The 23,768-nt window shown below is 72.9% G+C and carries 10 protein-coding genes; 3 read left to right on the plus strand and 7 right to left on the minus strand.

Annotated elements, in window-relative coordinates; translation table 11 throughout:
* Positions 1-72: 72 nt before the first annotated feature.
* A complete protein-coding gene (locus tag FREUN1FDRAFT_RS45135) occupies positions 73-10,719 on the minus strand; it encodes a type I polyketide synthase (RefSeq protein WP_050795884.1) in 10,647 nt (3,548 codons plus the stop codon).
* Positions 10,720-10,760: 41 nt separating this feature from the next.
* The gene (locus FREUN1FDRAFT_RS15740; protein WP_006541091.1) at positions 10,761-11,645 is read right to left on the minus strand and encodes a thioesterase II family protein; all 885 of its coding nucleotides are present in this window, start codon (positions 11,643-11,645) and stop codon (positions 10,761-10,763) included.
* Positions 11,646-12,257: 612 nt separating this feature from the next.
* Between FREUN1FDRAFT_RS15740 and nifJ the strand changes: the two genes are divergently transcribed.
* Complete coding sequence (gene nifJ, locus FREUN1FDRAFT_RS15745; RefSeq protein WP_006541092.1) at positions 12,258-15,785, plus strand: pyruvate:ferredoxin (flavodoxin) oxidoreductase; 3,528 nt, start codon at positions 12,258-12,260, stop codon at positions 15,783-15,785.
* Between the two features lie 82 nt (positions 15,786-15,867).
* Here nifJ and FREUN1FDRAFT_RS15750 read toward each other — a convergent pair whose 3' ends face one another.
* Entirely contained in the window at positions 15,868-16,395 is a 528-nt protein-coding gene (locus FREUN1FDRAFT_RS15750; RefSeq protein ID WP_006541093.1) for an NUDIX domain-containing protein, read from the minus strand.
* A 105-nt stretch (positions 16,396-16,500) separates the two neighbouring features.
* Positions 16,501-17,703 (minus strand): oxygenase MpaB family protein, encoded by a 1,203-nt coding sequence (locus tag FREUN1FDRAFT_RS15755; protein ID WP_006541094.1) that lies wholly within the window; start codon positions 17,701-17,703, stop codon positions 16,501-16,503.
* 902 nt (positions 17,704-18,605) lie between these two features.
* Here FREUN1FDRAFT_RS15755 and FREUN1FDRAFT_RS15760 point away from each other — a divergent pair.
* On the plus strand, positions 18,606-19,301 hold the full coding sequence (locus FREUN1FDRAFT_RS15760; protein ID WP_006541095.1) for a GntR family transcriptional regulator: 696 nt from the start codon (positions 18,606-18,608) through the stop codon (positions 19,299-19,301).
* A gap of 74 nt (positions 19,302-19,375) precedes the next feature.
* Here FREUN1FDRAFT_RS15760 and FREUN1FDRAFT_RS15765 read toward each other — a convergent pair whose 3' ends face one another.
* Complete coding sequence (locus FREUN1FDRAFT_RS15765) at positions 19,376-20,866, minus strand: aldehyde dehydrogenase family protein (protein WP_006541096.1); 1,491 nt, start codon at positions 20,864-20,866, stop codon at positions 19,376-19,378.
* A 153-nt stretch (positions 20,867-21,019) separates the two neighbouring features.
* Between FREUN1FDRAFT_RS15765 and FREUN1FDRAFT_RS15770 the strand changes: the two genes are divergently transcribed.
* Positions 21,020-21,472 carry a DUF4334 domain-containing protein gene (locus FREUN1FDRAFT_RS15770; protein WP_006541097.1) on the plus strand — a complete coding sequence of 151 codons (453 nt, stop codon included), beginning with the start codon at positions 21,020-21,022 and terminating at the stop codon, positions 21,470-21,472.
* Positions 21,473-21,573: 101 nt separating this feature from the next.
* On the opposite strand, the gene groL is transcribed toward FREUN1FDRAFT_RS15770, so the two are convergent.
* Together groL and FREUN1FDRAFT_RS43875 are read right to left on the minus strand one after the other, a co-directional pair.
* Positions 21,574-23,214, minus strand: coding sequence for a chaperonin GroEL (gene groL / locus FREUN1FDRAFT_RS15775; RefSeq protein ID WP_006541098.1), 1,641 nt, complete (start codon positions 23,212-23,214; stop codon positions 21,574-21,576).
* 401 nt (positions 23,215-23,615) lie between these two features.
* Positions 23,616-23,759 carry a hypothetical protein gene (locus FREUN1FDRAFT_RS43875; RefSeq protein WP_006541099.1) on the minus strand — a complete coding sequence of 48 codons (144 nt, stop codon included), beginning with the start codon at positions 23,757-23,759 and terminating at the stop codon, positions 23,616-23,618.
* Between the last annotated feature and the right edge of the window lie 9 nt (positions 23,760-23,768).

Below are 23,768 nucleotides of genomic sequence, written 5' to 3' on the forward strand. Positions count from 1 at the left end.
GCGTGCTACGTCCGGCGATCCGGACGTCTCGACGGGGAAGGTGGGGGCGGCGACAGGCCGCGGGCGCGGGCGTCACCCTCCGGGCACACGCAGTTCCCGGTCGATGATGGAGAACAGCTCCTCGGCGGAGGCGAGTGCCAGGCGCCGCTCGACGTCCTCCGCGTCCGGGGCCGTGGGGTCCACGCCGCTGATGTCCAGGTCTGCCGGGTCCGCTCGGTCTGCCGGGTCCGCTCGGTCTGCCGGGTCCACTCGGTCCGCTCGGTCTGCCGGGTCTGCTCGGTCGGCCCGGTCGGCCGGGTCAGGGGCCGGGTCGGTGGGTTGCGGGGACCGGTCCGATGGGGGGAACAGGTCCGCGAGCAGGCGGTCCGCCAGCGCGGCCGGCGTCGGGTGGTCGAAGACGAGCGTCGCCGGCAGCGGCAGCCCGATGGCTTCCGACATCCGGTTTCGCAGCTCCACCGCCGTGAGCGAGTCCACGCCGAGCTCCCGGAAGGTGCGGTCGGACCCGATCGCGCCAGGACCAGGCAGGCTGAGAATCGCGGCACCGTGGGTGCGCACCAGGTCAAGCAGCTGCCGCTTCCGCAGTGGTTCGGGCAGGCCAGCCAGCCGCCCGCGGATCGAGTCCCGCGAACCGCCCAGGCTGCCGGGCGCACCGGGGCCACCGCGGCCGTCGGCACCACCGGCCGCGGCCTGGTCTGCCACGACGCGCGGCGGCTCCGTCGCGCGGGCGAGGTCGCGCAGCACCGCGGGCAGGGCCGAGGCGGTGGCGCGGCGCAGGGCCGCCTGGTCCAGCCGTGCCGGGACGACGACGGCGCGGTCGGTGGTCAGGGCCTCGTCGAACAGGCGCAGAGCCTGGTCCGTCGGCAGGGGCACCAGGCCCGTGCGCGCCATCCGGTCCAGGTCGGCCCGGCGTAGCTGCCCGGTCATGCCGCTGGACGTCTCCCACAGCCCCCAGGCGAGGGAGACGGCCGGCAGGCCCCCATGTCGCCGGTTCCCGGCCAGCGCGTCGAGCGCGGCGTTGGCCGCGGCGTAGTTGCCCTGGCCGGCGTTGCCGAGCAGACCGGCGATCGAGGAGAAGAGCACGAAGGCCGCCGGATCACGGTCGCGGGTGAGTTCGTGCAGGTGCCAGGCGGCGTCGATCTTCGGGCGCAGTACCTCCTCGAGCTGCTCGGAGGTGAGTGCCGACACGGGTGCGTCCGACAGCACCCCCGCGGCGTGCACCACGGCCGTGAGTGGCCGCTCAGGCGGGATCGCGGACAGGACGGCGGCCACGCCGGCCCGGTCGGAGACGTCCACGGCGACCACCGTCACCTGGGCGCCCAACCGGCGCAGCTCGTCGACCAGACCGCCCGTCCCGGCCGCACCGTCGGCGCCCGTCACGCCGTCAGCGCCCGTCACGCCGTCAAGACCTGTCACGCCGTCAGAACCTGTCACGCCGTCAGGACCTGTCACGCCGCGGCGGCTCGCCAGCAGCAGGTTCCGCGCGCCGTGCCTGGTGACGAGGCGACGCGCGACCAGGCCGCCCAGCCGCCCGGTGCCACCCGTGATCAGCACGGTGCCGTCGGGGTCCAGTCGGCGGGGCGGGACGAGGACGAGCTTGCCGACATGCCGGGCCAGGGAGAGCGTTCGGAAGGCCTCGCCGGCACGCGACATCGGATACGCGGTCAGCGCCAGCGGCCGCAGCGATCCGTCCGCGAACGAGGCCGCCAGTGCGGCGAGCATGCGCGCCGTGTGGTCCGGGCCCGGGTCGGTGGTGACGTCGAAGGCCTGGTAGGAGACACCGGGGTACTCCCGCGCGACCTGGGCGGGATCCCGCAGGTCGGTCTTGCCGAGCTCCACGAACCAGCCACCGCGCGGCAGCAGGCGCAGGCCCGCGTCGACCCGCTGCCGGGCCAGCGAGTTCAGTACGACGTCGACGCCCCGCCCGTCGGTCGCCGCGAGCACCTGCTGGTCGAAGTCGGTACCGCGGGAGTCCGCCACATGCCGTTCGTCGAGGCCCGCCGCGCGCAGGACATCCAACTTCGCCCGGCTTGCCGTGGCGAAGACCTCGGCGCCGGCCAGGCGTGCCAGCTGCATCGCCGCCAGGCCCACCCCGCCGGTGGCGGCGTGGATGAGCACCCGCTGCCCGGCGCGCAGCCCGGCGAGTTCCCGCAGCCCGTAGTAGGCGGTGAGGAAGGCGGCCGGCACGGTGGCCGCCTCGGTGAAGGTCCACGAGTCCGGCACCGGCGTCAGCAGCCGGTGATCCGCCACCGCCACCGGCCCGAACGCGGCCGGGAAAAGGCCCATCACGCGGTCACCCGGGCGGATTCCCGGCACGCCGGGGCCGACCTCCGTCACGACACCGGCGCCTTCCAGCCCGATCCCGCCCCCGTCGTCCACCATGGCCAGCGCGAGGACCAGGTCGTGGAAGTTGACACCGGCGGCGCGCACCGCGATGCGCACCTCCCCGGCCGCGAGCGGCCGGCGGTCCGCGTCGCCGGCGACCACGGCCAGGTTGTCCAGGCTTCCCCGGCTGGTCAGATCCACCCGCCAGCCGTCCCCGGGCGGCAGCACGAGCCCTCCGCCGGCAGACCAGCCGTCGGCAGGTCCGCCGCCCGCCGGCCCGCCGCCGGCGGAACCGTCGCCGGTCGGCCCGGCCAGCCGGGGGACGACCATCTCGCCGGCCCGGACGGCCAGCTGTGGTTCGGCCCCGCCACCAGCGGCGGTCAACGCCTCCGCGGGCGGAGGCCGGTCACCGACGTCCAGGTCGAGCAGGGCGAGCCGGCGCGGGTTCTCCGTCTGCGCCGACCGGACGAGCCCCCACACCGCCGCGCCGGCCAGGCTGGCGGGCCGGTCGGCGTCACCGGCCTGGACGGCACCCCGGGTGACCAGTACCAGCCGGTTGTCCGCGAAGGTCTCGTCCAGCAACCATCGCTGGAGCAGATCGACGGCGGCGCCGGTGGCACGGTGGACCGCTTCCACCGGCGCCGCCGGATCCGGTACGCGGTCCGGCTCCGCGACCGGCGCGGGGTGGAACACCACGCTCGGCGCACCGGCGCCGGCCGCCACAGCCGCGCGCAGCTCGGTCAGGTCGCGATAGCGGGGGACGGCGCCACCGTCGCCCGCGCCCGCGTGCCCGGCGCCACGCACGATGCTGTCCACCCGCTCGACGAAGGACGGCGGCAGGTCGCCGACCAGAGCCCAGTCCGTGGCCGCGGCCGCGGCCGGCGAGCCGGTCCGCTCCCGGCCGCGGACCCAGCCGAGCTGGTAGGAGCCCGGGCCTGCGGACCCCGGCTGGGCGGGTGCGGGGCGCAGGCTGAGTTCGCCGACCCGCAGCACCAGCCGGCCGTCGCCATCCCGCAGTCGCACCTCGGCTCGATGGGGGCCGGTTCGAGTCAGCCGTACCCGCAGCCTGGTCGCGCCGACGGCGTGCAGGCTCACGCCTCGCCAGGAGAACGGGAGCAGCGGGCCGTCAGCCGCCGCCGGTGGCGCGGCCGACGGCGTCGCGGAACCAGGACCGGGCGCCGCGGAACCAGGACCCGCCGGCACGTCGCCGGGGCCGGAGCCGGGTGTGGCGCCGAACGCCGCGAGCAGCAACGGGTGCAGGGCCGCGTCCACCAGCGCCGGGTGCAGCGCGAACCCCGCTCCCGCTGGTTCGGGTGTGCCCCGATCACCCCCCGGGGACAGCTCCACCTCGGCGTACAGTTCGTCGCCGTCCGCCCACAACGCGGTGAGCCCCCGAAAGGACGGGCCGTAGCCGTGGCCGCGGTCCGCCAGCAGTTCGTACACGTCGGCGATGTCGACCGGCACCGCCCCGGCCGGCGGCCAGTCCTCCGGGACGTCCGCCGACAGCGCGCCGACGGGTTCCCGGGCCAGCCAGCCGGTGGCGTGGCACACCCACCCGCCCTCGCCGTCCGATTCGTCCCCCGCGCCGTTCGCCGTGGCGGTCCCGGTGGCGCCGAGCCCGCCGGCCGCGGCGGCGTCAGCACCGCCCGGGTGGGAGTAGAAGGCGAAGCCGCGCCGCCCGGACTCGTCCGCCGCCGCCAGATGCAGCTGGACGGCGACACCGGATCCACCCGGCGCCGGCGCTGGCAGGGTCAGCGGTGCGGTCAGCGTCAGTTCGCCCAGCCACGGTGTGCCGGCGGCTCGCCCCGCGTGCAGGGCGAGGTCGAGGACCGCGGCCGCGGGCAGCACCACCGTGCCGTGCACCTGGTGCTCCCCGAGCCAGGGCTGGGCGGCCGGCGAGAGGCGGCCGGTCAGGATCCGCCGGCCGTCGGGGAGGCGCACCACCGCGGTGAGCAGCCCATGCCCGGCCGCGTCGAGCCCGCTCTCGGCCACGGCCACCGCGGCGGGAGCGACCGGCGGCAGCCAGTAGGACGTCCGGGCGAACGCGTAGGTCGGCAGCGGCGTCACGCGCCCGGACGGCCGGGGCAGCACCGCCGACCAGTCGGGCGTGACACCGTGGGTGTGGGCTTCGGCGAGGGAGAGCATGAACCGGTCGAGGTCGCCCTCGCCCCGGCGCAGGGTTCCGACGGCGGCCGCGATGACCCCGTGCGCCTCGGACGTCTGCGTGCTGCTGACGGTCAGGACCGGGTGCGGGCTGATCTCGATGAGCACCCGGTGCCCGGCGTCGAGCAGCGCGCGGCAGGCCTGCTCGTACCGCACCGGTTCGCGCAGGTTGCGGTACCAGTACTCGGCGTCGAGCCCGCGGCCGTCGGCGCGCGCCCCGGTCAGCGTGGAGTAGAAGGGCACCGAACCGGTGGACGGCGTGAGGCCTTCCAGCGCGGCGAGCAGCTCGGCGCGGACCTCCGCCACGTACGGACTGTGCGAGGGGTAGTCGACCGGCACGCGGCGCGCGTGCACCTTCACCCGCTCGCAGGCGGCGAGCAGCGCGTCGAGCGCCTCGTCGGCACCGGAGACGACGGTGCTGGCCGGGCCGTTGACCGCGGCGATCGACAGCCGGTCCGGCCAGTCCGCGAGCAGTTCGGTGGTTCGTACCGCCCCGACCTGCAGGGCGACCATGCCGCCCCGGCCGCGTAGCCGGCCCAGCACCCGGGCCCGCAGCGCGACGACGCGCGCGGCGTCGGCGAGGCTCAGCACGCCGGCGACGGCCGCGGCGGCGATCTCGCCCTGGGAGTGCCCCACCACCGCGTCCGGCTCGACCCCGTGCGCCCGCCACAGGGCTGCGAGCGATGTCATCACCGCGAACAGCGCGGGCTGCAGCACCTCCGCCCGGTCCAGCGGTGGCGCGTCCGCCGAACCGGTGATCACGTCGAGCAGGTTCCAGCCCACATGCGGCCGCAGCACGTCGTCACAGGCCCGCATCTGGTCACGGAAGACCGCCGAGGAGTCGAGCAGCCCCGCGGCCATGCCCTCCCACTGCGCACCCTGCCCGGGGAAGACGAACGCGATCCGGCCCGCCAGCGCCTGACCTCGCACGACCCGCGGCAGCCGGCCGGAGATCTCGGTGACCGCGTCGCTCGGCCCATCGGCGGACGCCCCACCCGACGCGTCCGCGACGTCGACGGGCACGAGCCCCGCCAGCCCGGTGAGGAGCTCCTCCCGGGTGCGGGCGACGACCGCGGCCCTGCTGGGGTGCGCCGTGCGGGTCGTGACCAGCGCGTGTGCGAGCGCCGCCAGCGGCGTCCGCTCCTCCCGGCGCAGCTGGTCGACAAGGCGGGCGGCTTGGCCGGCCAGATCATCCGGACGGGCCGCGGAGAGCACGAACGGCATCGCCGTGGTCACGGCGGACGGACCAACGGCCCCGGCCCCAGACCCGGCCCCAGCCGCTCCAGCGCCGACTCCGGCCGCTCCAGCGCCGGCTCCGGTGGCTCCGGCGGGCTGCGCGGCCACGTCCGGGAGCGGATCGCCCTGCTCCACGATGACATGCGCGTTCGTGCCGCTGATGCCGAACGACGACACACCGGCGCGCCGGGGGCGACCGGCCTGCACCGGCCAGGCGACTGGTTCCGTCAGCAGCCGGACCGTGCCCGCGGACCAGTCGACGTGCGGGGTCGGCTCGTCCACGCCCAGCGTTGCCGGCAGCAGCTCATGGCGCAGCGCCTGCACCATCTTGATGACCCCGCCGACACCCGCGGCGGCCTGCGGGTGGCCGAGGTTCGACTTGAGCGACCCCAGCCACAGCGGACGTCCACCGTCTCGCGCACCGTAGGTCGCGATGATCGCGTCGGCCTCGATCGGGTCCCCGAGCGTGGTCCCCGTGCCGTGCGCCTCCACCGCGTCGACATCCGCCGGGGCAAGCCCGGCGTCGCCCAGGGCCCGACGGATCACCCGCTCCTGCGACGGGCCGTTCGGGGCGGTCAGCCCGTTGCTCGCGCCGTCCTGGTTCATCGCGCTGCCCCGCAGGACGGCCAGCACCGTGCGACCGTTGCGGCGGGCATCGCTCAGCCGCTCCAGCAGCAGCAGGCCCGCGCCTTCCGCCCAGGCCGTGCCGTCGGCGGCGGCCGCGAACGGCCGGACGCGGCCGGCGGGCGACAGCCCACGGTGCCGGCTGAACTCGATGAGCAGGCCCGGGGTGGCCAGGACGGCCACCCCGCCGGCCAGCGCCAGATCGCACTCGCCGGCCCGCAGCGCCGTGCAGGCCTGGTGCATCGCGACCAGCGACGACGAGCAGGCGGTGTCCACGGTCACCGCCGGCCCCTCGAGGCCCAGCACGTAGGCCAGCCGGCCGGACACGACACTGCCCGTCGTCCCGGTCAGGACATAGCCGGCGACGTCCCCGCGGGCCTCATGCAGACGTGGGCCGTAGTCGGCCGCCATGGCACCGACGAACACCCCGGTCGCCGAGCCACGCAGGCTGGCGGGCACGATCGCCGCTCGTTCCAGGGTCTCCCAGGCGACCTCCAGCAGCACCCGCTGCTGCGGGTCAAGCGCCAGCGCCTCCCGTGGACTGATGCCGAAGAACTCGGGGTCGAACATGTCCGCGTCGGCGAGGAACCCGCCACGCCGGGTGTAGGACCTGCCCGGCCGCGGCTCGGGCCCGGGGTGATACCAGTCGAGCCGGTCCCAGCCGCGGACCCGCGGGACCTCCCCGGTGGCGTCCACGCGGTCGACGACCAGGCGCCACAGGTCCTCGGGCGAGCGGACACCCCCCGGATAGCGGCAACCCATCGACACGATGGCGATCGGATCCCGCGACAGCGTCTCGTTCCGGCGCCGGCCCCCGTCGCGACGCGGCGTCTCGTCCCGGTGCGTGATCTCAGGTCGGTCGGCCCCGTCGCCCGCCGCGCCCGGTGCCTGGCGGGACGTCGGCTCAGGGCGCAGCGTCAATCTCAGGTGGCGGGCGAGCCGGCGCGCCGTGGGCTGGTTGAACAGCAGTCCGCTCGGCAGCCGCAGGCCGGTGGCGGCAGCCAGCCGATCACGCAGGCGGACGGCCGTCAGCGAGTCGAGGCCCAGGTCGTCGAACGGGCGGTCCGGGTCGACGGTGGACGGGTCGGTGTGCCCGAGGACCCGCGCTGTCTGCTCCCGCACCAGGTCGAGGACGGCCGCGTCCGCCGCCGAGGGCGTGAGGCCGCCCAGCCGGTCGCGAAGCGCCTCGGCTCCCCTCGCCGGCCCGGCACCCCGCGCACCTGGAACAGCCGGAACAGCCGGAACAGCCGGCGGCCCAGCGACATCCGGCGCGTCTGCGACATCCGGCGCGTCTGCGGCATCCGGCAGGACCGGGCCGGCGGACAGATCCGGGACGCCCACCGAATCCGAGAGGTCCGCTGCCCCCGGCGCATTCCGGGAGGCGGGGATGGCCGCGCCGGGCCAGTGACGCGTGCGCTGGAACGGGTAGGTCGGGAGGGCGACCCGCCGCGCGGTGCCCGGGCCGAAGCAGCCACCCAGATCGACCTCCACCCCCGCGACCAGCGCCTCGGCCACCGAGGTCAGCATGCGCCGGGGGCCACCGTCGTCCCGGCGGAGCGACCCGATGACCGTCACCGGACCGAGCTCGGAACGCTCTGCCTCGTCGTCGGCGGTGTCCCGCACGCTGGCGGCCAGCACCGGATGCGGGCTGACCTCGATGAACACGCGATGCCCCGCGGCGAGCAACGCCCGCGTGGCGGCCTCGAAGCGAACGGGCTCGCGCAGGTTGCGGTACCAGTAGGCGGTCGTGATGCCGGCGGCGTCGAACCGGTCGCCGCTCACCGACGAGTAGAACGCGACGCGCCCCGCGCGCCCGGTGGGACGGGCCGAGCCGAGATCGCCGAGATCGGCGAGGATGCGGTCCCGCAGCTGCTCCACCTGCGGAGAGTGCGAGGCGTAGGTCACCGGCAGCCGCTGCGCGCGGATGCCGTCGGCCTCGCAGGCCGCGACGAGCCGGGTGAGCGCCACGGGGTCGCCCGCGACCACACTCGACGCGACACCGTTCGCGGCGGCGACGTGCAGGCCGTCGAACTCTCCGGCCAGGCCGCCGGCCCGTGCTTCGGCCAGCCAGGCCTCGACGGCCTCGGAGCCCAGCGCGACCGCGACCATCCCGCCCCGGCCGGTCAGCGCACGCAGGGCACGGGCGCGCACCGCCACGATCCGCGCGGCCTGCCGCAGGGAGAGCACGCCGGCGACGCAGGCCGCGGCGATCTCGCCCTGGGAGTGCCCGACGACAGCGGCGGGGCGCACCCCGTAGGACCGCCACACCTGGGCCAGGGAGACCATCACGGCGAACAGCAGCGGCTGGACGACGTCGACCCGCTCCAGGTCGGGGATCTCGTCCCGGCCACGGAGGACCCGCGCGGGCAGCCAGTCGAGATGCGGTTCGAGCGCGTCGCCGCACGCGGCGAGCTGACGGCGGAAGACCTCGGACGTGTCCAGCAGGCCGGCGAGCATCCCGGCCCACTGCGAGCCCTGCCCGGGAAAGACGAACACGGTCCCGCCGGACGTCCCGGACGGCTCCCCACCGGCGTCCCCGCCCGCCCACGCGACGTCGCCCGGCTGTCGGGCCTCCCTCGACTGCCGGACGGCGGTCGCCCGCCCGACAACGGCCGCGGGCCCAGGGGCGTGTCGTGCCAGCGCGTCGAGCTCGCCCAGCAGCTGGACACGGCTGCCACCGAGCAGGACCGCCCGGTACTCGAACAACGACCGAGTGGTGGCCAGGGAATGACCGACATCCCGCATCGACCAGTCCGGCCGGCCCGCGAGGTGCTCGCGCAGCCGGGCGGCCTGCGCCGCCAGCGCCGCCTCGTCCCGGGCCGACAGCACCCAGGGCATCGGGCGGTCCGCGGCGCCCTCCGCGTCTTCCGAACCGTCCGCGCCTTCCGTACCCTCCGCGAGCTCCGCGCCGGCCGCGGCGGCGTCACGCGTCTCGCGGGCGCTCCCGAGCTCGATGATCTCGGAGTCGTCCTCGAGCCCGGCGCACGGCTCGGGCCGGGCCATGGGCGCCTCGCCCACCACGACGTGGCAGTTCGTGCCACCCACCCCGAACGAGCTCACCCCGGCCAGCAGCGGTTCCTGGGGGCGGGGCCACCGTCCGAGCTCGGTGTGCACCCGCAGGTTCAGCTCGTCGAGCGGGATCCGCGGATGGGGGTTGTGGTGGTTCAGGCTCGGCGGCAGCTGCCGCGCTTCGATACTCAGGATCACCTTCAGCAGGCCGACGAGACCGGCCGCGCCCTCCAGGTGGCCGACGTTGGTCTTGGCCGAACCGACGAGCAGCGGTCGGCCGGTACGCGGCGACGATCCGAACGCGGCGCCGAGCGCGGCGGCCTCCACCGGGTCGCCCGCCGGGGTGCCCGTCCCGTGCAACTCGACGTACTGGACGTCCGCCGGGTCCACCGCCGCCTGCCGGTGGGCCTCGCGCAGCAGCTCCGCCTGCGCCGCGGCGCTCGGGTGCGCCAGCGACGGCCCGCCGCCGTCGTTGTTGACGGCACCGCCCAGGATCACGCCTCGGATCGGATCGCCGTCGGCCATCGCCTGGGCGAGGGGCTTGAGCAGGACGGCCACCCCGCCCTCGCCGCGCACGAAGCCGTCGGCGCCGGCGTCGAAGACCCGACAGCGACCGGTCGGCGACAGGCCGCCGAACGCGGCGGCCGCCAGCGCACGCTCCCGCGCGAGGTTGAGATGCACCCCGAGGACGAGCGCACAGGTGGACTCGCCACGGCGCAGGTTCTCGGCAGCCATGTGCACGGCCACCAGGGACGATGCCTGCGCCGCGTCCACGGTGAGGCTCGGCCCGCGCAGGCCCAGCAGGTAGGAGACCCGGTTGGCGATGACGGCCGGCTGCACGCCGGTGAAGGTGTGTGGGGTGATCCCCTCCGGTCCGTGGGCGGCCAGTGTCCAGACGAAGTCGGCGCCGACCGCTCCGGCGAGCACGCAGGTCGCGCTTCCGCGCAGCGTGGCGGGCACGATGGCGGCGTCCTCGATGGCCTCCCACGCCAGCTCCAGGGCCAGCCGCTGTTGCGGATCCATCACAGCGGCCTCGCGCGGGGAGATCCCGAAGAAGGACGCGTCGAAGCGGTCGACATCGGTCAGGAACGCCCCATGGCGCAGCGGGCTGCCCGCGGGCGGCAGGAACTGCCCATCGGAGCCGGCCCCAGCCCTGGGCCCGGCCTGATCGTCGGGGGTGGTTCCGGTCCAACGCCACGCCGGCATCTCACCGACGCCGCTGGCACCGTCGCGCAGCAATCGCCAGAAGGCGTCCGGCGTCGCCGCGCCAGGAAGCCGGCAGGCCACGCCGATCACGGCGATGCCGTCCTGCGGCGGCGCACCGTCCCGGGTCCCGTTTCTCCTGGGCGAGCCGAACCTTCCCATGGACGAACCGGGTATTCCCCTGGGCGAACTGGACACCACGGTCACTCCAACCTGCCGGCCAGGCGCTCGGCCACTGCGGCGAGCAGTGCCGGCCGGTCAGAATTCAGGTAAAAATGGTCACCGGGAAAGGTACGGACCTCGACGGTCGTGGGCAGCAGAGCCCGCCACGCCCGCAACTGCGTGGTATTCACGCTGGCGTCCATCCGACCGCCGTAGATATGGACGGGGCATCCCGGAGGATCTCCCGAGCGATGTCGATACGTCTCGAAAAGCTCGAAATCGGCCCGCAACGCCGGCAGAAAGAGGCGCATTGTCTCGTGGTCGGCCAGCAGGAGCTCCGGCGTACCGCCGTGGCCCCGCAGTTCGTCGATGAACTCGGTGTCGGGCAGGGCCGCGATCTCCCTACGCCGACGGGGCAGATGCGGCGCGGCGGCGGCGCTGAGGAAGAGCAGGGCCGGTTCGGGCCCGCCCTCGGCTCGCAGCCGACGGGCGACCTCGTAGGCGACGAGCGCCCCCAGGCTGTGACCGAAGAAGGCGAACGGCTCGTCCAGGCCGGGCCGCAGGCCGGCGACGACCGCGTCCACCATGGCGTCCATCCTGCGGATCGCCGGCTCCCGGCGGCGCTGCCGGCGGCCGGGCGGTTCCACCGCGCAGACCTGCACCTGCGCACCGAGCTCCGCCTGCCAGCCGAGGTAGGACGCGGCGCTGCCGCCCGCGAAGGGAAAGCAGTACAGCCGTATCCGCGCACCCGTGACGCGGCCGCGATGAATCCACGGGTTCCTCGGGAGCGCCCGGTCCGCCGGCACGTCCGAACCAGGCGTCGCCCCCGCGCCGTCGCCGACATCCGCGCCACCGGCACCGGGACGATCAGGGACGGCGGCAGCGGCACCGGAGCCGTCGGCGGGTGGGCGACAGGGCCCTGCCAAGGGATTCTCCGATCCCGATAACCCGCCCCGGCCGGGCACGCGCGTCGTCACCCGGCAGACGATAGGAATCCTCGTTGACCGCTCGGAACCCCTAAAACCGACGCACCCCTGACGCGTCCGATGACCCCTAATCAGAGGGCCGAGGTCGACATCCGGACCAGCACGCCCCGGAAACCCCCGCCCACCTGCCCAATCCGACACCGCCGGGCAGGCGGGTGGGTCCGGCGCCCCCTACCGGAACCTTGTAGGGGTCCGGATTCTTCACTACCTGAACGAGGCGGACGACCTATGCGATCAGAAATTCGGAGATCTCCCCGCCCATCTTCTCCTCGCCGGGCAGATCTCCTTCTCCGGATCACCATACGATGCCGTCGCATATTCCTGTGCAGATGCGTCTGGCGGGTTCCGGCGGACCCGGGCGGAACACCGAGCCGGCCCGAGCAGGATGGCGAGCGGGCCTGAGCGGGACGCGGGGCCATCCGGCAGGTGACGAGAGGTGATCTCCGCCCCGGCGCGGAGCGCGGTCCGTCGGGCGGGCCCGGGGAGATCAGTCCCGGGAATGGGGGCCGATGTCCTCGGCTGACGCGGCCCTGGTCCATGCACTCTGGCTCCATGGGGCAGAAGACGATCGACGGCAACGAGGCGGCCACGTCCGTTGCCTACCGGGCGAGTGAGGTCATCGCCATCTACCCGATCACTCCGGCCTCGGGGATGGGTGAGCTCGCCGACGTGTGGGCCGCGGCGGGGCGCCCGAACCTGTGGGGCGGAGTGCCCGAGGTGGTGCAGCTGCAGAGTGAGGGTGGTGCCGCGGGTGCCGTGCACGGTGCGCTGCAGGCGGGCGCGCTGTCCACCACCTTCACCGCGTCGCAGGGGCTCCTGCTGATGCTGCCGAACATGTTCAAGATCGCCGGCGAGCTGACGCCGATGGTTCTGCATGTCGCCGCCCGGACGCTGGCCACGCAGGCGCTGTCGATCTTCGGCGACCACAGCGACGTGATGGCGGCCCGGTCGACCGGCTTCGCCATGCTGTCCTCCGCCTCCCCGCAGGAGGCACACGACCTCGCCGCGGTCGCGCATGCCGCGACCATGCAGACCCGTGTTCCGTTCCTGCACTTCTTCGACGGCTTCCGCACCTCGCACGAGCTGAACGAGGTCACGCTGATCGACGACCCGACGCTGGCCGGGCTGCTGGCCGACGGGCACGTCGAGGCGCACCGGCTCCGGGCGCTGTCCCCGGACCGCCCGGTGATCCGCGGCACCACCCAGGACCCGGACACGTTCTTCCAGTCCCGGGAGGCGGCGAACGCGTACTACGCGGCGGTCCCGGGTGCGGTCCAGCAGGTGATGGACCGGCTGGCCGCGGCGACGGGCCGGGCCTACCGGCTTTTCGAGTACCACGGGCACCCGCAGGCCGAGCGGGTCGTGGTGATCATGGGTTCGGGCCGGTCGGCGGTGCGGGACGCGGTCAGCCGGCTGGTCGACCGTGGTGAGCGGGTCGGGTTCGTCCAGGTCCGGCTGTACCGGCCGTTCGACACCGGGGCGTTCCTCGCCTGCCTGCCGCCGACGGTGCGCTCGATCGCCGTCCTCGACCGGACGAAGGAGCCGGGAGCCACCGGCGAGCCGCTGCGCCTCGATGTCATCGCGGCCCTCGCGGAGCGGCCGGAGCGGATGCCGCGGGTCATCGGCGCCCGCTACGGTCTCGCCTCCAAGGAGTTCACACCCGCGATGGCGGCGGCCGTGTTCGACGAGCTGACCCGGGAGAACCCGCGGCGCGAGGCGACGGTCGGCATCGACGACGACGTCACCCACCTTTCGCTGCCGGTGGACGAGGCCGGCTTCCCTGCGGAGGCCGGCGACGTCCTGCGTGCCGTCTTCTACGGACTGGGCAGCGACGGCACCGTCGGCGCGACCCGGACCACGGCCGGCATCGTCGGCGACCACACGCCGCTGCACGCGCAGGCCTACTTCGTCTTCGACTCGAAGAAGTCCGGTTCGATGACGGTGTCGCACCTGCGGCTGGCGCCGCGGCCGGTGGACGCGCCCTGGCTGATCCGCGACGCCCAGTACGTGGCCTGCCATCAGTCGTCGTTGCTGGAGCGGGTCGACGTCCTGGCGGTGGCCGGGCGCGGTGCCACGGTGCTGCTCAACACCGCTTACCCGCCGGACCGGGTGTGGGACCGGCTGCCCGCCGAGGCGCAGCGGCATCTGCTGGAGAAGCAGGCGCGGCTGTTCGTCGTCGACGCCGACCAGGTGGCGGCGGCCGCGGGCATTCCCGGCATCGTCAGCCCGGTGCTGCAGACCTGCTACCTGCGACTGTCCGGGCTGTTCGAGGCCGAGGCGGCGGTCGCGGCGGTCAAGGAGGGCGTGCGCGCCGCGCAGTACAAGCGGGGTGAGGACGTCCTGCGGCGCAACATGGCGGCCATCGACGGCGCGCTGGGCGCGCTGCACGAGGTGGATCTGCGCGGCCGCGTGGTCACCGGGCAGCCACGCCCGCGGCTGACCGGCAACGTGCCCGACTTCGTCCGGACGGTCACCGCGCGGATCATGGCCGGTGAGGGCGACCAGCTGCCGGTCAGCGCGCTGCCCGCCGACGGCACCTTCCCGGTGGGGACGGCCCGGTACGAGAAGCGCGGCATCGCCCGGGAGCTGCCGGTGTGGGACGCCGAGCTGTGCGTCAGCTGCGGCAAGTGCGCGATCGTCTGCCCGCACGCGGCCATCCGGATGACGCTGTTCGACCCGGCGCGGCTCGCCGACGCGCCGGCGACGTTCCGCCACACCCGGCCGAAGGACCCGCGCCTGGGCGACTACCGCCTCACCATCCAGGTCGCGCCGGACGACTGCACCGGCTGCGGGGTCTGCGTCGAGGCGTGCCCGGCGAAGAGCCGCGAGATGCCGGACCATCGTGCCCTCGACATGGTCGACGCGGCGTCGCGCTTCGTCGAGGAGCGGGCCAGCTGGGCGTTCCACGAGACGCTGCCCGCGGTGGAGCCGGCGCTGGCGTCGGCGACGACCGTGCGCGGGTCTCAGCTGCGGGAGCCGCTGTTCGAGTTCTCCGGGGCCTGCGCCGGCTGCGGCGAGTCGCCCTACCTGAAGCTGCTCACCCAGCTGTTCGGTGACCGCATCGTGGTCGCGAACGCCACCGGCTGCTCATCGATCTACGGCGGCAACCTGCCGACGACACCGTGGACGACGAATGCGCAGGGGCGCGGGCCGGCGTGGGCCAATTCGCTGTTCGAGGACAACGCCGAGTTCGGGCTGGGGATGCGGCTCGCGCTCGACGCCCGGGCCCGGGAGGCCCGCCGGCTGCTGCGCGCCGAGGGCGCGCTGGTCGGCGACCAGCTGATCGGGGCGATCCTGGACGCCGACCAGTCGACCGAGGCCGGCATCTCCGACCAGCGCGCCCGGGTGACCGAACTGCGGCGCAGGCTGGCGGGCATGGAGCACGCCGGGCGGCTGGACGCCCTGCTCGACGACCTGGTCGAGAAGAGCGTGTGGATCGTCGGCGGCGACGGGTGGGCGTACGACATCGGCTTCGGCGGCCTCGACCACGTGCTCGCCTCCGGACGTGACGTCAACGTGCTCGTCCTCGACACCGAGGGGTATTCGAACACCGGCGGGCAGGCGTCGAAGTCGACGCCGCGGGCGGCGGTCGCGAAGTTCGCGGTCGGCGGCAAGCGGACCCGCAAGAAGGACCTCGGGCTGGTCGCGGCGGCCTACGGCGACGTGTACGTCGCGCAGGTGGCGCTCGGCGCCAACGACGCGCACACCGTGAAGGCGTTCAACGAGGCGGCGAGCTGGAACGGCCCGTCGCTGATCATCGCCTACAGCCACTGCATCGCCCACGGCATCAACATGACCGCCGGGATGGAGCACCAGAAGCGGGCGGTACGGTCCGGGTACTGGCCGCTGTACCGGTTCGACCCGCGCGAGGAGGAGCAGCCGTTCTCGCTGGACTCCGGGGCACCGTCGATCCCGTTCAGCGAGTTCGCGGCGGCCGAGTCCCGCTTCACCCGGCTCAGCCGGGCCAACCCGGCGGAGGCCGGCCGGCTGGAGGAGCTCGCGCAGAGCGACATCCTCGGCCGGTGGCGCAGCTACGAGCGCGAGGCCGCGCAGGGCCGCGGGCCCGCCGCGGACAGCTGATCCGGCCCGCGGGTCCCCGGTCCGCGGGGACCCGCGGTTCGCGACGCCGCCGGCCTGTCGGCCCGGTCAGCCGGTCAGCCGGTCAGCTCGTGGATGCTGGCGCCCGGCGGGCGCGGCGGGTGAAGTAGGACGCCAGCGCGTCGGTGTGGGTCGGGAACACCAGCGGCTGCGGCTGGGTGACGACCAGCCATTCCGTCGTCTCGTCCGTCGCCGTCACCGGCGGCAGGTCGGCCCAGGGCCGCTCGGGCAGGAGGCCGAAGACCAGCAGCACCGAGCCGTCGGTGCCGCTGTGCACGTCGAACAGGCTGACGTCGGCGGCGTCCGCGAGGATTCCCGTCTCCTCGCGGAGCTCCCGTACGACGGCCTCCTGCCAGCTCTCGCCGACGTCCATGAAGCCGCCGGGCAGCGCCAGCTCGCCGCGACCCGGGTCGATGTCGCGGCGGATCACCACCAGGCCGTGCCCGCCGTCAGGCTCGACGACGGGCACCAGCGCCACCCCGACCGGAGACGGGTTGCGCCACGTGGTCTCACCGCAGTCGGCGCACAGCCGTGGCCAGCCCGCGTCGGCCTGGTATTTCGTACCGCAGTGGGCGCAATACGAGTTCCGCATGATCCTCGACCATAACCGACGTGTTGATCTGCGCTGCCACGGGGTGATGCCCCGCGGCGCGCTGCCGCGGGGCATCCGTCGTGCGCTGTTGCCTGGCGTCCGGGGTCAGGAAGTCGGGCGGTTCCTGTCGGGGATCTCGATCGGGGTGGTCTGGGTCGAGGTGCCCCCGTTGAGGAACGCCATGGCGATGGCGCGGATGAGCTGGTCGAACAGGTAGAAGTTGGCCGGCATGAGCGGCAGCAGCCCCTCACGGAAGGCGATGTACGACGGCCAGCCGATCTTGATGATGCCGGCCGAGATGTAGTCGCGGGGCAGCCCGAGCCAGTTGGCGATCTGGTCGCCGAGCACGTAGCGGGTGAACTCGTTGAGGAAGCCGCGGGTGAGGCCCAGGTCGACCTCGGAGACGAGACCGAGCAGGACCTCGGCGAGCTCCTGGCCCTCGAAGGTGTGCGTGAGGATCGGCGTGAGCACCTGCGCCGCCTGGGCGTGCGCGTCGTTCCACGTCGCCGGGATGAACTCGTCCCGCACACCGAGCAGCGAGATGGCGACCTGCCACGAGTGGAGGAAGGCCTCCTCGTCGGCGGCCGACATCGGGACCTTCCACTCCTTCAGCTTGGAGTGCACGAAGGTGCCCAGGCTGTGGAAGGTGACGAGGATGTCGGCGTTGCTGATCGGGATCTTGTTGGGCTCGTCAGCCACCGCCAGCCAGTTCGGCAGCGTCGGCAGGATGTGCCGGACGGTGGCGTGCACCAGCCGCGTCTTGTTCGCGGTGACGATGAACTGACCGTTCGGTTCGAACGCGCCCAGCTGGCTCAGGTCGTACCCGAAGGAGAAGGTCTTCGCCGCGCGGTCCTTCATGTCGGCGCCGCCCTTGGACCAGTACACCGACTTGGCCTCGCGCGGGATGACCGTGCTCATGATGCCGCTGCCGAGCCCGTACAGCATGAACAGGTAGGTGTCCTTGCGCCGGTTGAAGTCGGCGGCCCGCTTCAGCTTGGCCATGTCGGCCCACGCCGGCAGCTTGTTGTGGTTCTGCAGCCACGTCTGGAGGGGCGCCGGCAGGCCGGTCGGCAGCGGGTCGTTGTTGTCGACCCAGGGACGGATGGCCGTGTTGACCGCGGCCACCTGGCCGTTGTCGAAGACATCGGCCATGATCTGGTCGATCTCGGGGTCCCAGACCCAGTTGGCAGGAGTGCCGGAACTGGTCGCGCCGCCGACGGCGCTCCAGGCCGGAAGCACGTCCGCGACGCCGACCAGACCGAGCGCGGCGCCTAAGGTCAGGACACCTCGCCGATGGAGATTGCTCATTTTTACCTGCTTCCCGAGAGCGACAGCACGAGGGAATCCTGCTGCATCACAGCGACGCAGCACGCCAACAAATAGGGAGGGCCACTCGTTTGACGAGCGGCGACTGCAAGTACGTTATTCGACGTTCCGGGCATTACGCAAGGCTTTTTTCTGGACGGGTTTCGCGCGCGACAGAACTTCCGGAGGACGGCGGCGGGCATGGTCGATGAATCAAAGCCGAACAACGCATTCACGCCCGGCCCGGCGGGAGAACACACTGGCCGGGTGAGGATGAGCGCTTCCGAGCCGGTCAGCCGGCGGCCTTTCGTACCGCGGTACCACGGTCGATTCCCATTGGGATGGCCGGTCCGAGCCGATTCTGGATCCAGGGCGAATCTAGTACGCCATCACGGCAAACGCCAGCGGCCTATCGCCCTTTTCGACGAAGGCGAACATCACCTAACGCATTCCACCACCACCCGTGGCAATCAGTGAACACCAAGCCCTTTCCATCGTCGTCTCACTATCGCGGCACCCCTTACCGGGCACCGCGGGACAGAAAAGGCTCATCGCACCCACCTGACAAGGTCACCCGAAGCAGCCTTCACCGGTCTGCCGATACCCGGCCCCCTCTCGGTTCGCGACGTGTGCGCCGCCAAGCAGGTCGGCCCGGCCGATCCCGCCGGCCCGGCCGGGCCGGCGGTCCCGCAAAGCCTGATTGGCTCAGAAAGCCTGGTTCCCCCGAGCGGCTCGGCCAGCGTCCGCGGCCGGGCCCGGTCCTCGTGGTGGCAGCGATGCTCGCGCCTCGCGACAGGTGGGCACCCAGTTCCACCCCAACCCGTCTCATATCTCATATGTTTGATAGGCAGCGCTGCGACCGGCCGCTCACACATCCCGCGGCGGGCGATTAGGAAGGGCGGCACATGACCAGGCCAGCCGGAACACCACGCACCCGCCGCGGCACTCCGCTGCCCCGAGCACCCCAACTCGCCGACGAAGTCGCCGCCCACCTGCGCGACCTCATCATGTCCGGCGAAATCTGGCCCGGCCAGTACATCCGCCTCGACGACGTCGCCCGCGAACTCGGCGTCAGCGTCACCCCCGTCCGCGAAGCCCTCGTCCGCCTGCGCAGCGAGGACATGGTCGAACTCGAACCCCGCCGCGGCTACGTCGTCACCCCCCTGTCCCAACAGGACGTCCGCGACCTGTTCAACCTCCAGGGCCACATCGCCGGCGAACTCGCCGCCCGCGCCGCCACCACCATCGACCCCCCACACCTCACCCAGCTCCACGACATCCAACAAGCACTCCGCAACGCCGTGGACACCGAGAACGTCGACCAGATCGAACAACTCGAGTTCGAGTTCCACCGCGTCATCAACCGCCTCGCCCACGCCCGCAAACTCTCCTGGTTCCTGCACACCGCCAACCGCTACACACCCGCCCGCTTCTACTCCACCGACCAGGCCTGGCGCGCCGACATGCTCCAACGCCACGACGCCCTGCTCACCGCCCTCGAGAACAAGAACACCGAAGAAGCCCGCGCCATCACCGTCCGACACTTCACCGACGGCGCCGACCGCCTCATCAACCACCTCGCCAAACTCGGCATGTGGTGAGGCCGGTAACCGCACGGGCGCCAGGCCCCGGCCCCGCGCCCGTGCCCGCTCGCAGGAGCGGGCCCGCTGCCCGTTCACCGGCGCCCGTGCCGCAGCCGGAAAATCCGCAGCGCGCTCGGCACCGCCTTCGGTGAACGCTCCAGTGTCATCAGATCCACGGGGCTCGCGAACCGGACGCTCGTGATCGCCTTCGGCCGGCTGAACTCCCGCAGGCCGTCGGCACCGTGGATGCGGCCGAACCCGGAGTCACCGACGCCACCGAAGGGCAGCGCCGGAATCGAGGCGAACCCGAGCACGCTGTTGACGGAGGCGGCGCCGGTGCGCAGCCGGCGCGCCACGTCGAGCCCACTGCGGCGGTTGCGGGTGAACACCGAGGCGGCGAGCCCGAACCGGGAGTCGTTCGCCCGGCGGACGGCCTCGTCGAGGTCCGCGACCTTGTCGATGACCAGGGTCGGCCCGAACGTCTCCTCACGTGCGGCGAGGCTGTCGGCCGGCACGTCGACGAGCACCACCGGTGCCACGAACGGCGCGTTCACCGCGTCCAGCCCGCCGACCAGGGCCCGCCCCCCGCGCCCCAGCGCATCGGAGATGTGGGAGCGGATGATGTCGACCTGGGCGGGCATCGTGATCGGGCCGTAGTGGTCGCCCTCGCCGTCGCCGGGGCGCACCCGGGCCGCGAGGGTGGTGACCCGGGAGACGAAGTCGTCGTACACGGTGTCGACGACGAAGACCCGCTCGACTCCGGCGCAGGTCTGGCCGGAGTTGCCCATCCCGCCGAAGATCGCCGCCTTCGCCGCGGCGTCGAGGTCGGCGTCGGCGGCGACGATCAGCGCGTCCTTGCCACCCGCCTCGATCACCACCGGGGTGAGGGTGCGTGCGCAGGCGGCCATGACCCGTTTGCCGGTGGCCGTCGAGCCGGTGAAGGCGATCTTGTCGACGCCGGCCTCGCACAGCGCGGCGCCCGTCTCGCCGAACCCGGTGACGACCTGCAGCACCGGCTGCGCGGGCAGCAGCTTCGCCCAGGTGTCGGCGAGCCAGCGCCCTACACCCGGGGTGTACTCGCTCGGCTTGAAGACCACCGCGTTGCCCGCCGCCAGGGCGTAGGAGATCGAGCCCATCGGCGTGTAGAGCGGGTAGTTCCAGGGACCGATGACCCCGACGACTCCGAACGGCGCGTATTCGAGGATTGCCGTCTGGTTGATGGCGAGCAGGCCCGTGCGCACCTTGCGCGGGCGCAGTACCGCGCGGGCGTTGCGGGCGGCCCAGTCCAGGTGCTCGACGGCCAGCATGATCTCGAGCACCGCGTCGTCGAACGGCTTGCCGGTCTCGGCGCGGATGATGCCGGCCAGGGTGTCGACCTCACGGACCATCGCCAGGCGCAGCGCCGACAGGTGCGCGCGGCGGCGCTTCCAGCCGATGGAACGCCACCATTCGCCCGCGCCGCGGGCGGCCTCCACCGCGGCGCGCACGTCGGCGGGCGCCGCGACCGGATAGGACGCGGCATCCGCACCGGTGGCCGGATGACGCGTCACTAAGACAGCAGGCTGATCGGCCGTGGTCGTCATCGTCAACACCCCTGGGCAGACATCCAATATATTTGGTATCCGGCACGATACAGGCCATGAGGCCGACGCGGGAGACGGCAGCACGCACGGATCCCACGAATTCGCGCGGCCGGGAGACGTCGACAGTCACAGCCACCGTGCCGGGAGAATGAGATGAAACTGACGAGCAGTGCGGCAGCCATCCTGGAGCTCATCAGGACAGGCGCGAACGAGTCCGCGGAACCGCTGCTGGCGTTGTTCGACGAACTCGATCCGGTACCAGCGACGTTCATGTATGGCCGCTGGCGCGGCGGCCTGCTCACCGCCGATCGCGAGCTGGGCGTACTGCTTACCCGGATGAAGTGGTACGGCCGACATTTCACTGACGCGGAGCACGCCGACCCGCTGTTATGCCGTCGCAGCGACGGCACCCTCTACTCGTTCGCCGGGCTGGGCCTGGCCCGCCTGCGGGAACTGAGCTTCCGCGGCAAGGTCTCCGCGGCGATGATCTACGACGACCAGCCGATGATCGATGTCTTCCGGAAGATCTCCGAGAACGTGGTGCTCGGCGTGACGGACACCAAGGGCCGCCCCGCCGACTTCTTCTTCCACCTCACCCGCGACTGACTCACTCGCGACCACTCACCCACGACTGAGGGGAACCACCGGGCCCGCACGGCCCGGTGGTTCCCCTCATCAGGTGATGTCAGCTGCCGGCAGCCGTGGGCTCAGAAGCCCATCCCGCCCATCTGGCCCATGGCGGCCGCGTCGACGGCGGCGGCGTCGGCCGCCGCGTCCTCCGGGGTGATCGCCACGACGACCTCGACGGTGAGGAACAGGCCCGTGATCGACGCGGCGTTCTGCAGCGCCGAGCGGGTGACCTTGACCGGGTCGATGATGCCGGCGGCGACCATGTCGACGTACTCGCCGGTGGCCGCGTTCAGGCCGTGGCCGGTCGGGAGGTTGCGCACCTTCTCGACCACGACGCCGCCCTCGAAGCCGCTGTTGAAGGCGATCTGCTTGATCGGCGCCTCCAGCCCGAGCCGGACGATGCCCGCGCCGGTCGCCTCGTCACCGACGAGCTCGAGCTTCTCGAAGGCGCTGGTGGACGCCTGCAGGAGAGCGACGCCACCACCGGCGACGATGCCCTCCTCGACCGCGGCCTTCGCGTTCGAGACGGCGTCCTCGATGCGGTGCTTCTTCTCCTTGAGCTCGACCTCGGTGGCCGCGCCGACCTTGATGACCGCGACACCGCCGGCGAGCTTCGCGAGCCGTTCCTGCAGCTTCTCCCGGTCGAAGTCGCGGTCGGCCAGCTCGATCTCGCTGCGGATCTGGTTGACCCGCCCCGCGATCTGGTCCGGGTCGCCGGCTCCGTCCACGATGGTGGTCTCGTCGGCGGTGACGACGACCCGGCGGGCCCGGCCCAACACGTCCAGCGTCGCGCTCTCCAGCTTCAGCCCGAGGTCCTCGGTGACGACCTGACCGCCGGTGAGGATCGCGATGTCCGCCACCTGGGCCTTGCGGCGCTCGGCGAAGCCCGGCGCCTTCACCGCGACGCTCTTGAACGTGCCGCGGATCTTGTTCACGACCAGGGTCGCCAGCGCCTCGCCCTCGACGTCGTCGGCGATGATGACCAGCGGCCTGCCGGCCTGCATGACCTTCTCCAGGATCGGCAGCAGCTCCTTGACCGCCGCGATCCGGGCGCTGGTGAGCAGGATGTACGGGTCGTCGAGGACGGTCTCCATGCGGTCGGTGTCCGTGACGAAGTACGGCGAGATGTAGCCCTTGTCGAAGCGCATGCCCTCGGTGAGCTCGAGCTCCAGGCCGAAGGTGTTGCTCTCCTCGACGGTGATGACGCCTTCCTTGCCGACCTTGTCCATCGCCTCGGCGATCATGGCGCCGATGGCCGGGTCACCGGCGGAGATGGAGGCGGTGGAGGCGATCTGCTCCTTGGTCTCGACGTCCTTCGCCATGCGCCCGAGCTCCTGGGCGACGCACTCGGCGGCGGCCTCGATGCCCTTCTTCAGCGCGAGCGGGTTCGCGCCGGCCGCGACGTTGCGCAGGCCCTCGCGCACCAGCGCCTGGGCCAGGATCGTCGCGGTGGTGGTGCCGTCACCCGCGACGTCGTTGGTCTTCTTCGCCACCTCCTTGACGAGTTCCGCGCCGATCTTCTCGTACGGGTCCTCGAGCTCGATCTCCCGGGCGATGCTCACCCCGTCGTTGGTGACCGTCGGGACACCGAACTTGTTGTCCAGGACGACGTTGCGTCCCTTGGGGCCGAGCGTGACCTTCACGGCGTCGGCCAGCTGGTTCATGCCGCGCTCCAGGCCGCGCCGCGCTGCCTCGTCAAACGCGATCATCTTCGACATGCGTGGTGAATCCTCCTGGGGCGAAGCTGCACGGAGGAGTACCGGGCGCCGGCGGGTGCCTGAAGACAAAAGACGAAGGAGCCCCGGACCGAAGGCCCCGCCGCGCCACACGTTGGCACTCTCCCTAGCTGAGTGCCAGCAACTGTACAAGTCGCGGCGAGGGACTCGGCGTCCCCGAAAATGAGGTGACCACCACGGTGCGCGATCGGACCGACGGGCTCGCGTGGCACGTCGGATCCGCTCGCCGGGGCGCGACCTCCTCCGGCGCGGCTGGCCGTGGGGAAAGGCACGGATGCCGGCGTCCGACCAGCGAGCGGCCCCCCGCCCTGACTCCGCCATCCAGGCCGGGCGCCGGCAGGACGGCACCGAAGTGCCCCCGCCACCTGGGCGCCCGCCCTGCCCTAGGGCGGCGAGAAGCGCACCGGGAGCCGCTCGACACCGCCGAGGAGAATTCCCGGCCGCCGGGCGAGTTCCCGGGGGTCGAGGTCGAGCATCAGGCCTGGCCGCTTCTCGAAAAGCGTCCGGACCGCGATCCGGGCCTCCATGCGCGCCAG

Origin of the sequence: Parafrankia sp. EUN1f (genome assembly GCF_000177675.1) — a bacterium.
Lineage (GTDB): Bacteria > Actinomycetota > Actinomycetes > Frankiales > Frankiaceae > Parafrankia.

Coding starts and splice junctions, on each gene's coding strand:
- FREUN1FDRAFT_RS45135 (WP_050795884.1), bottom strand. CDS start 10,719: ATGGGAAGGTTCGGCTCGCCCAGGAGAAACGGGACCCGGGACGGTGCG.
- nifJ (WP_006541092.1), top strand. CDS start 12,258: ATGGGGCAGAAGACGATCGACGGCAACGAGGCGGCCACGTCCGTTGCC.
- FREUN1FDRAFT_RS15750 (WP_006541093.1), bottom strand. CDS start 16,395: ATGCGGAACTCGTATTGCGCCCACTGCGGTACGAAATACCAGGCCGAC.
- FREUN1FDRAFT_RS15755 (WP_006541094.1), bottom strand. CDS start 17,703: ATGAGCAATCTCCATCGGCGAGGTGTCCTGACCTTAGGCGCCGCGCTC.
- FREUN1FDRAFT_RS15760 (WP_006541095.1), top strand. CDS start 18,606: ATGACCAGGCCAGCCGGAACACCACGCACCCGCCGCGGCACTCCGCTG.
- FREUN1FDRAFT_RS15765 (WP_006541096.1), bottom strand. CDS start 20,866: ATGACGACCACGGCCGATCAGCCTGCTGTCTTAGTGACGCGTCATCCG.
- FREUN1FDRAFT_RS15770 (WP_006541097.1), top strand. CDS start 21,020: ATGAAACTGACGAGCAGTGCGGCAGCCATCCTGGAGCTCATCAGGACA.
- groL (WP_006541098.1), bottom strand. CDS start 23,214: ATGTCGAAGATGATCGCGTTTGACGAGGCAGCGCGGCGCGGCCTGGAG.
- FREUN1FDRAFT_RS43875 (WP_006541099.1), bottom strand. CDS start 23,759: ATGGAGGCCCGGATCGCGGTCCGGACGCTTTTCGAGAAGCGGCCAGGC.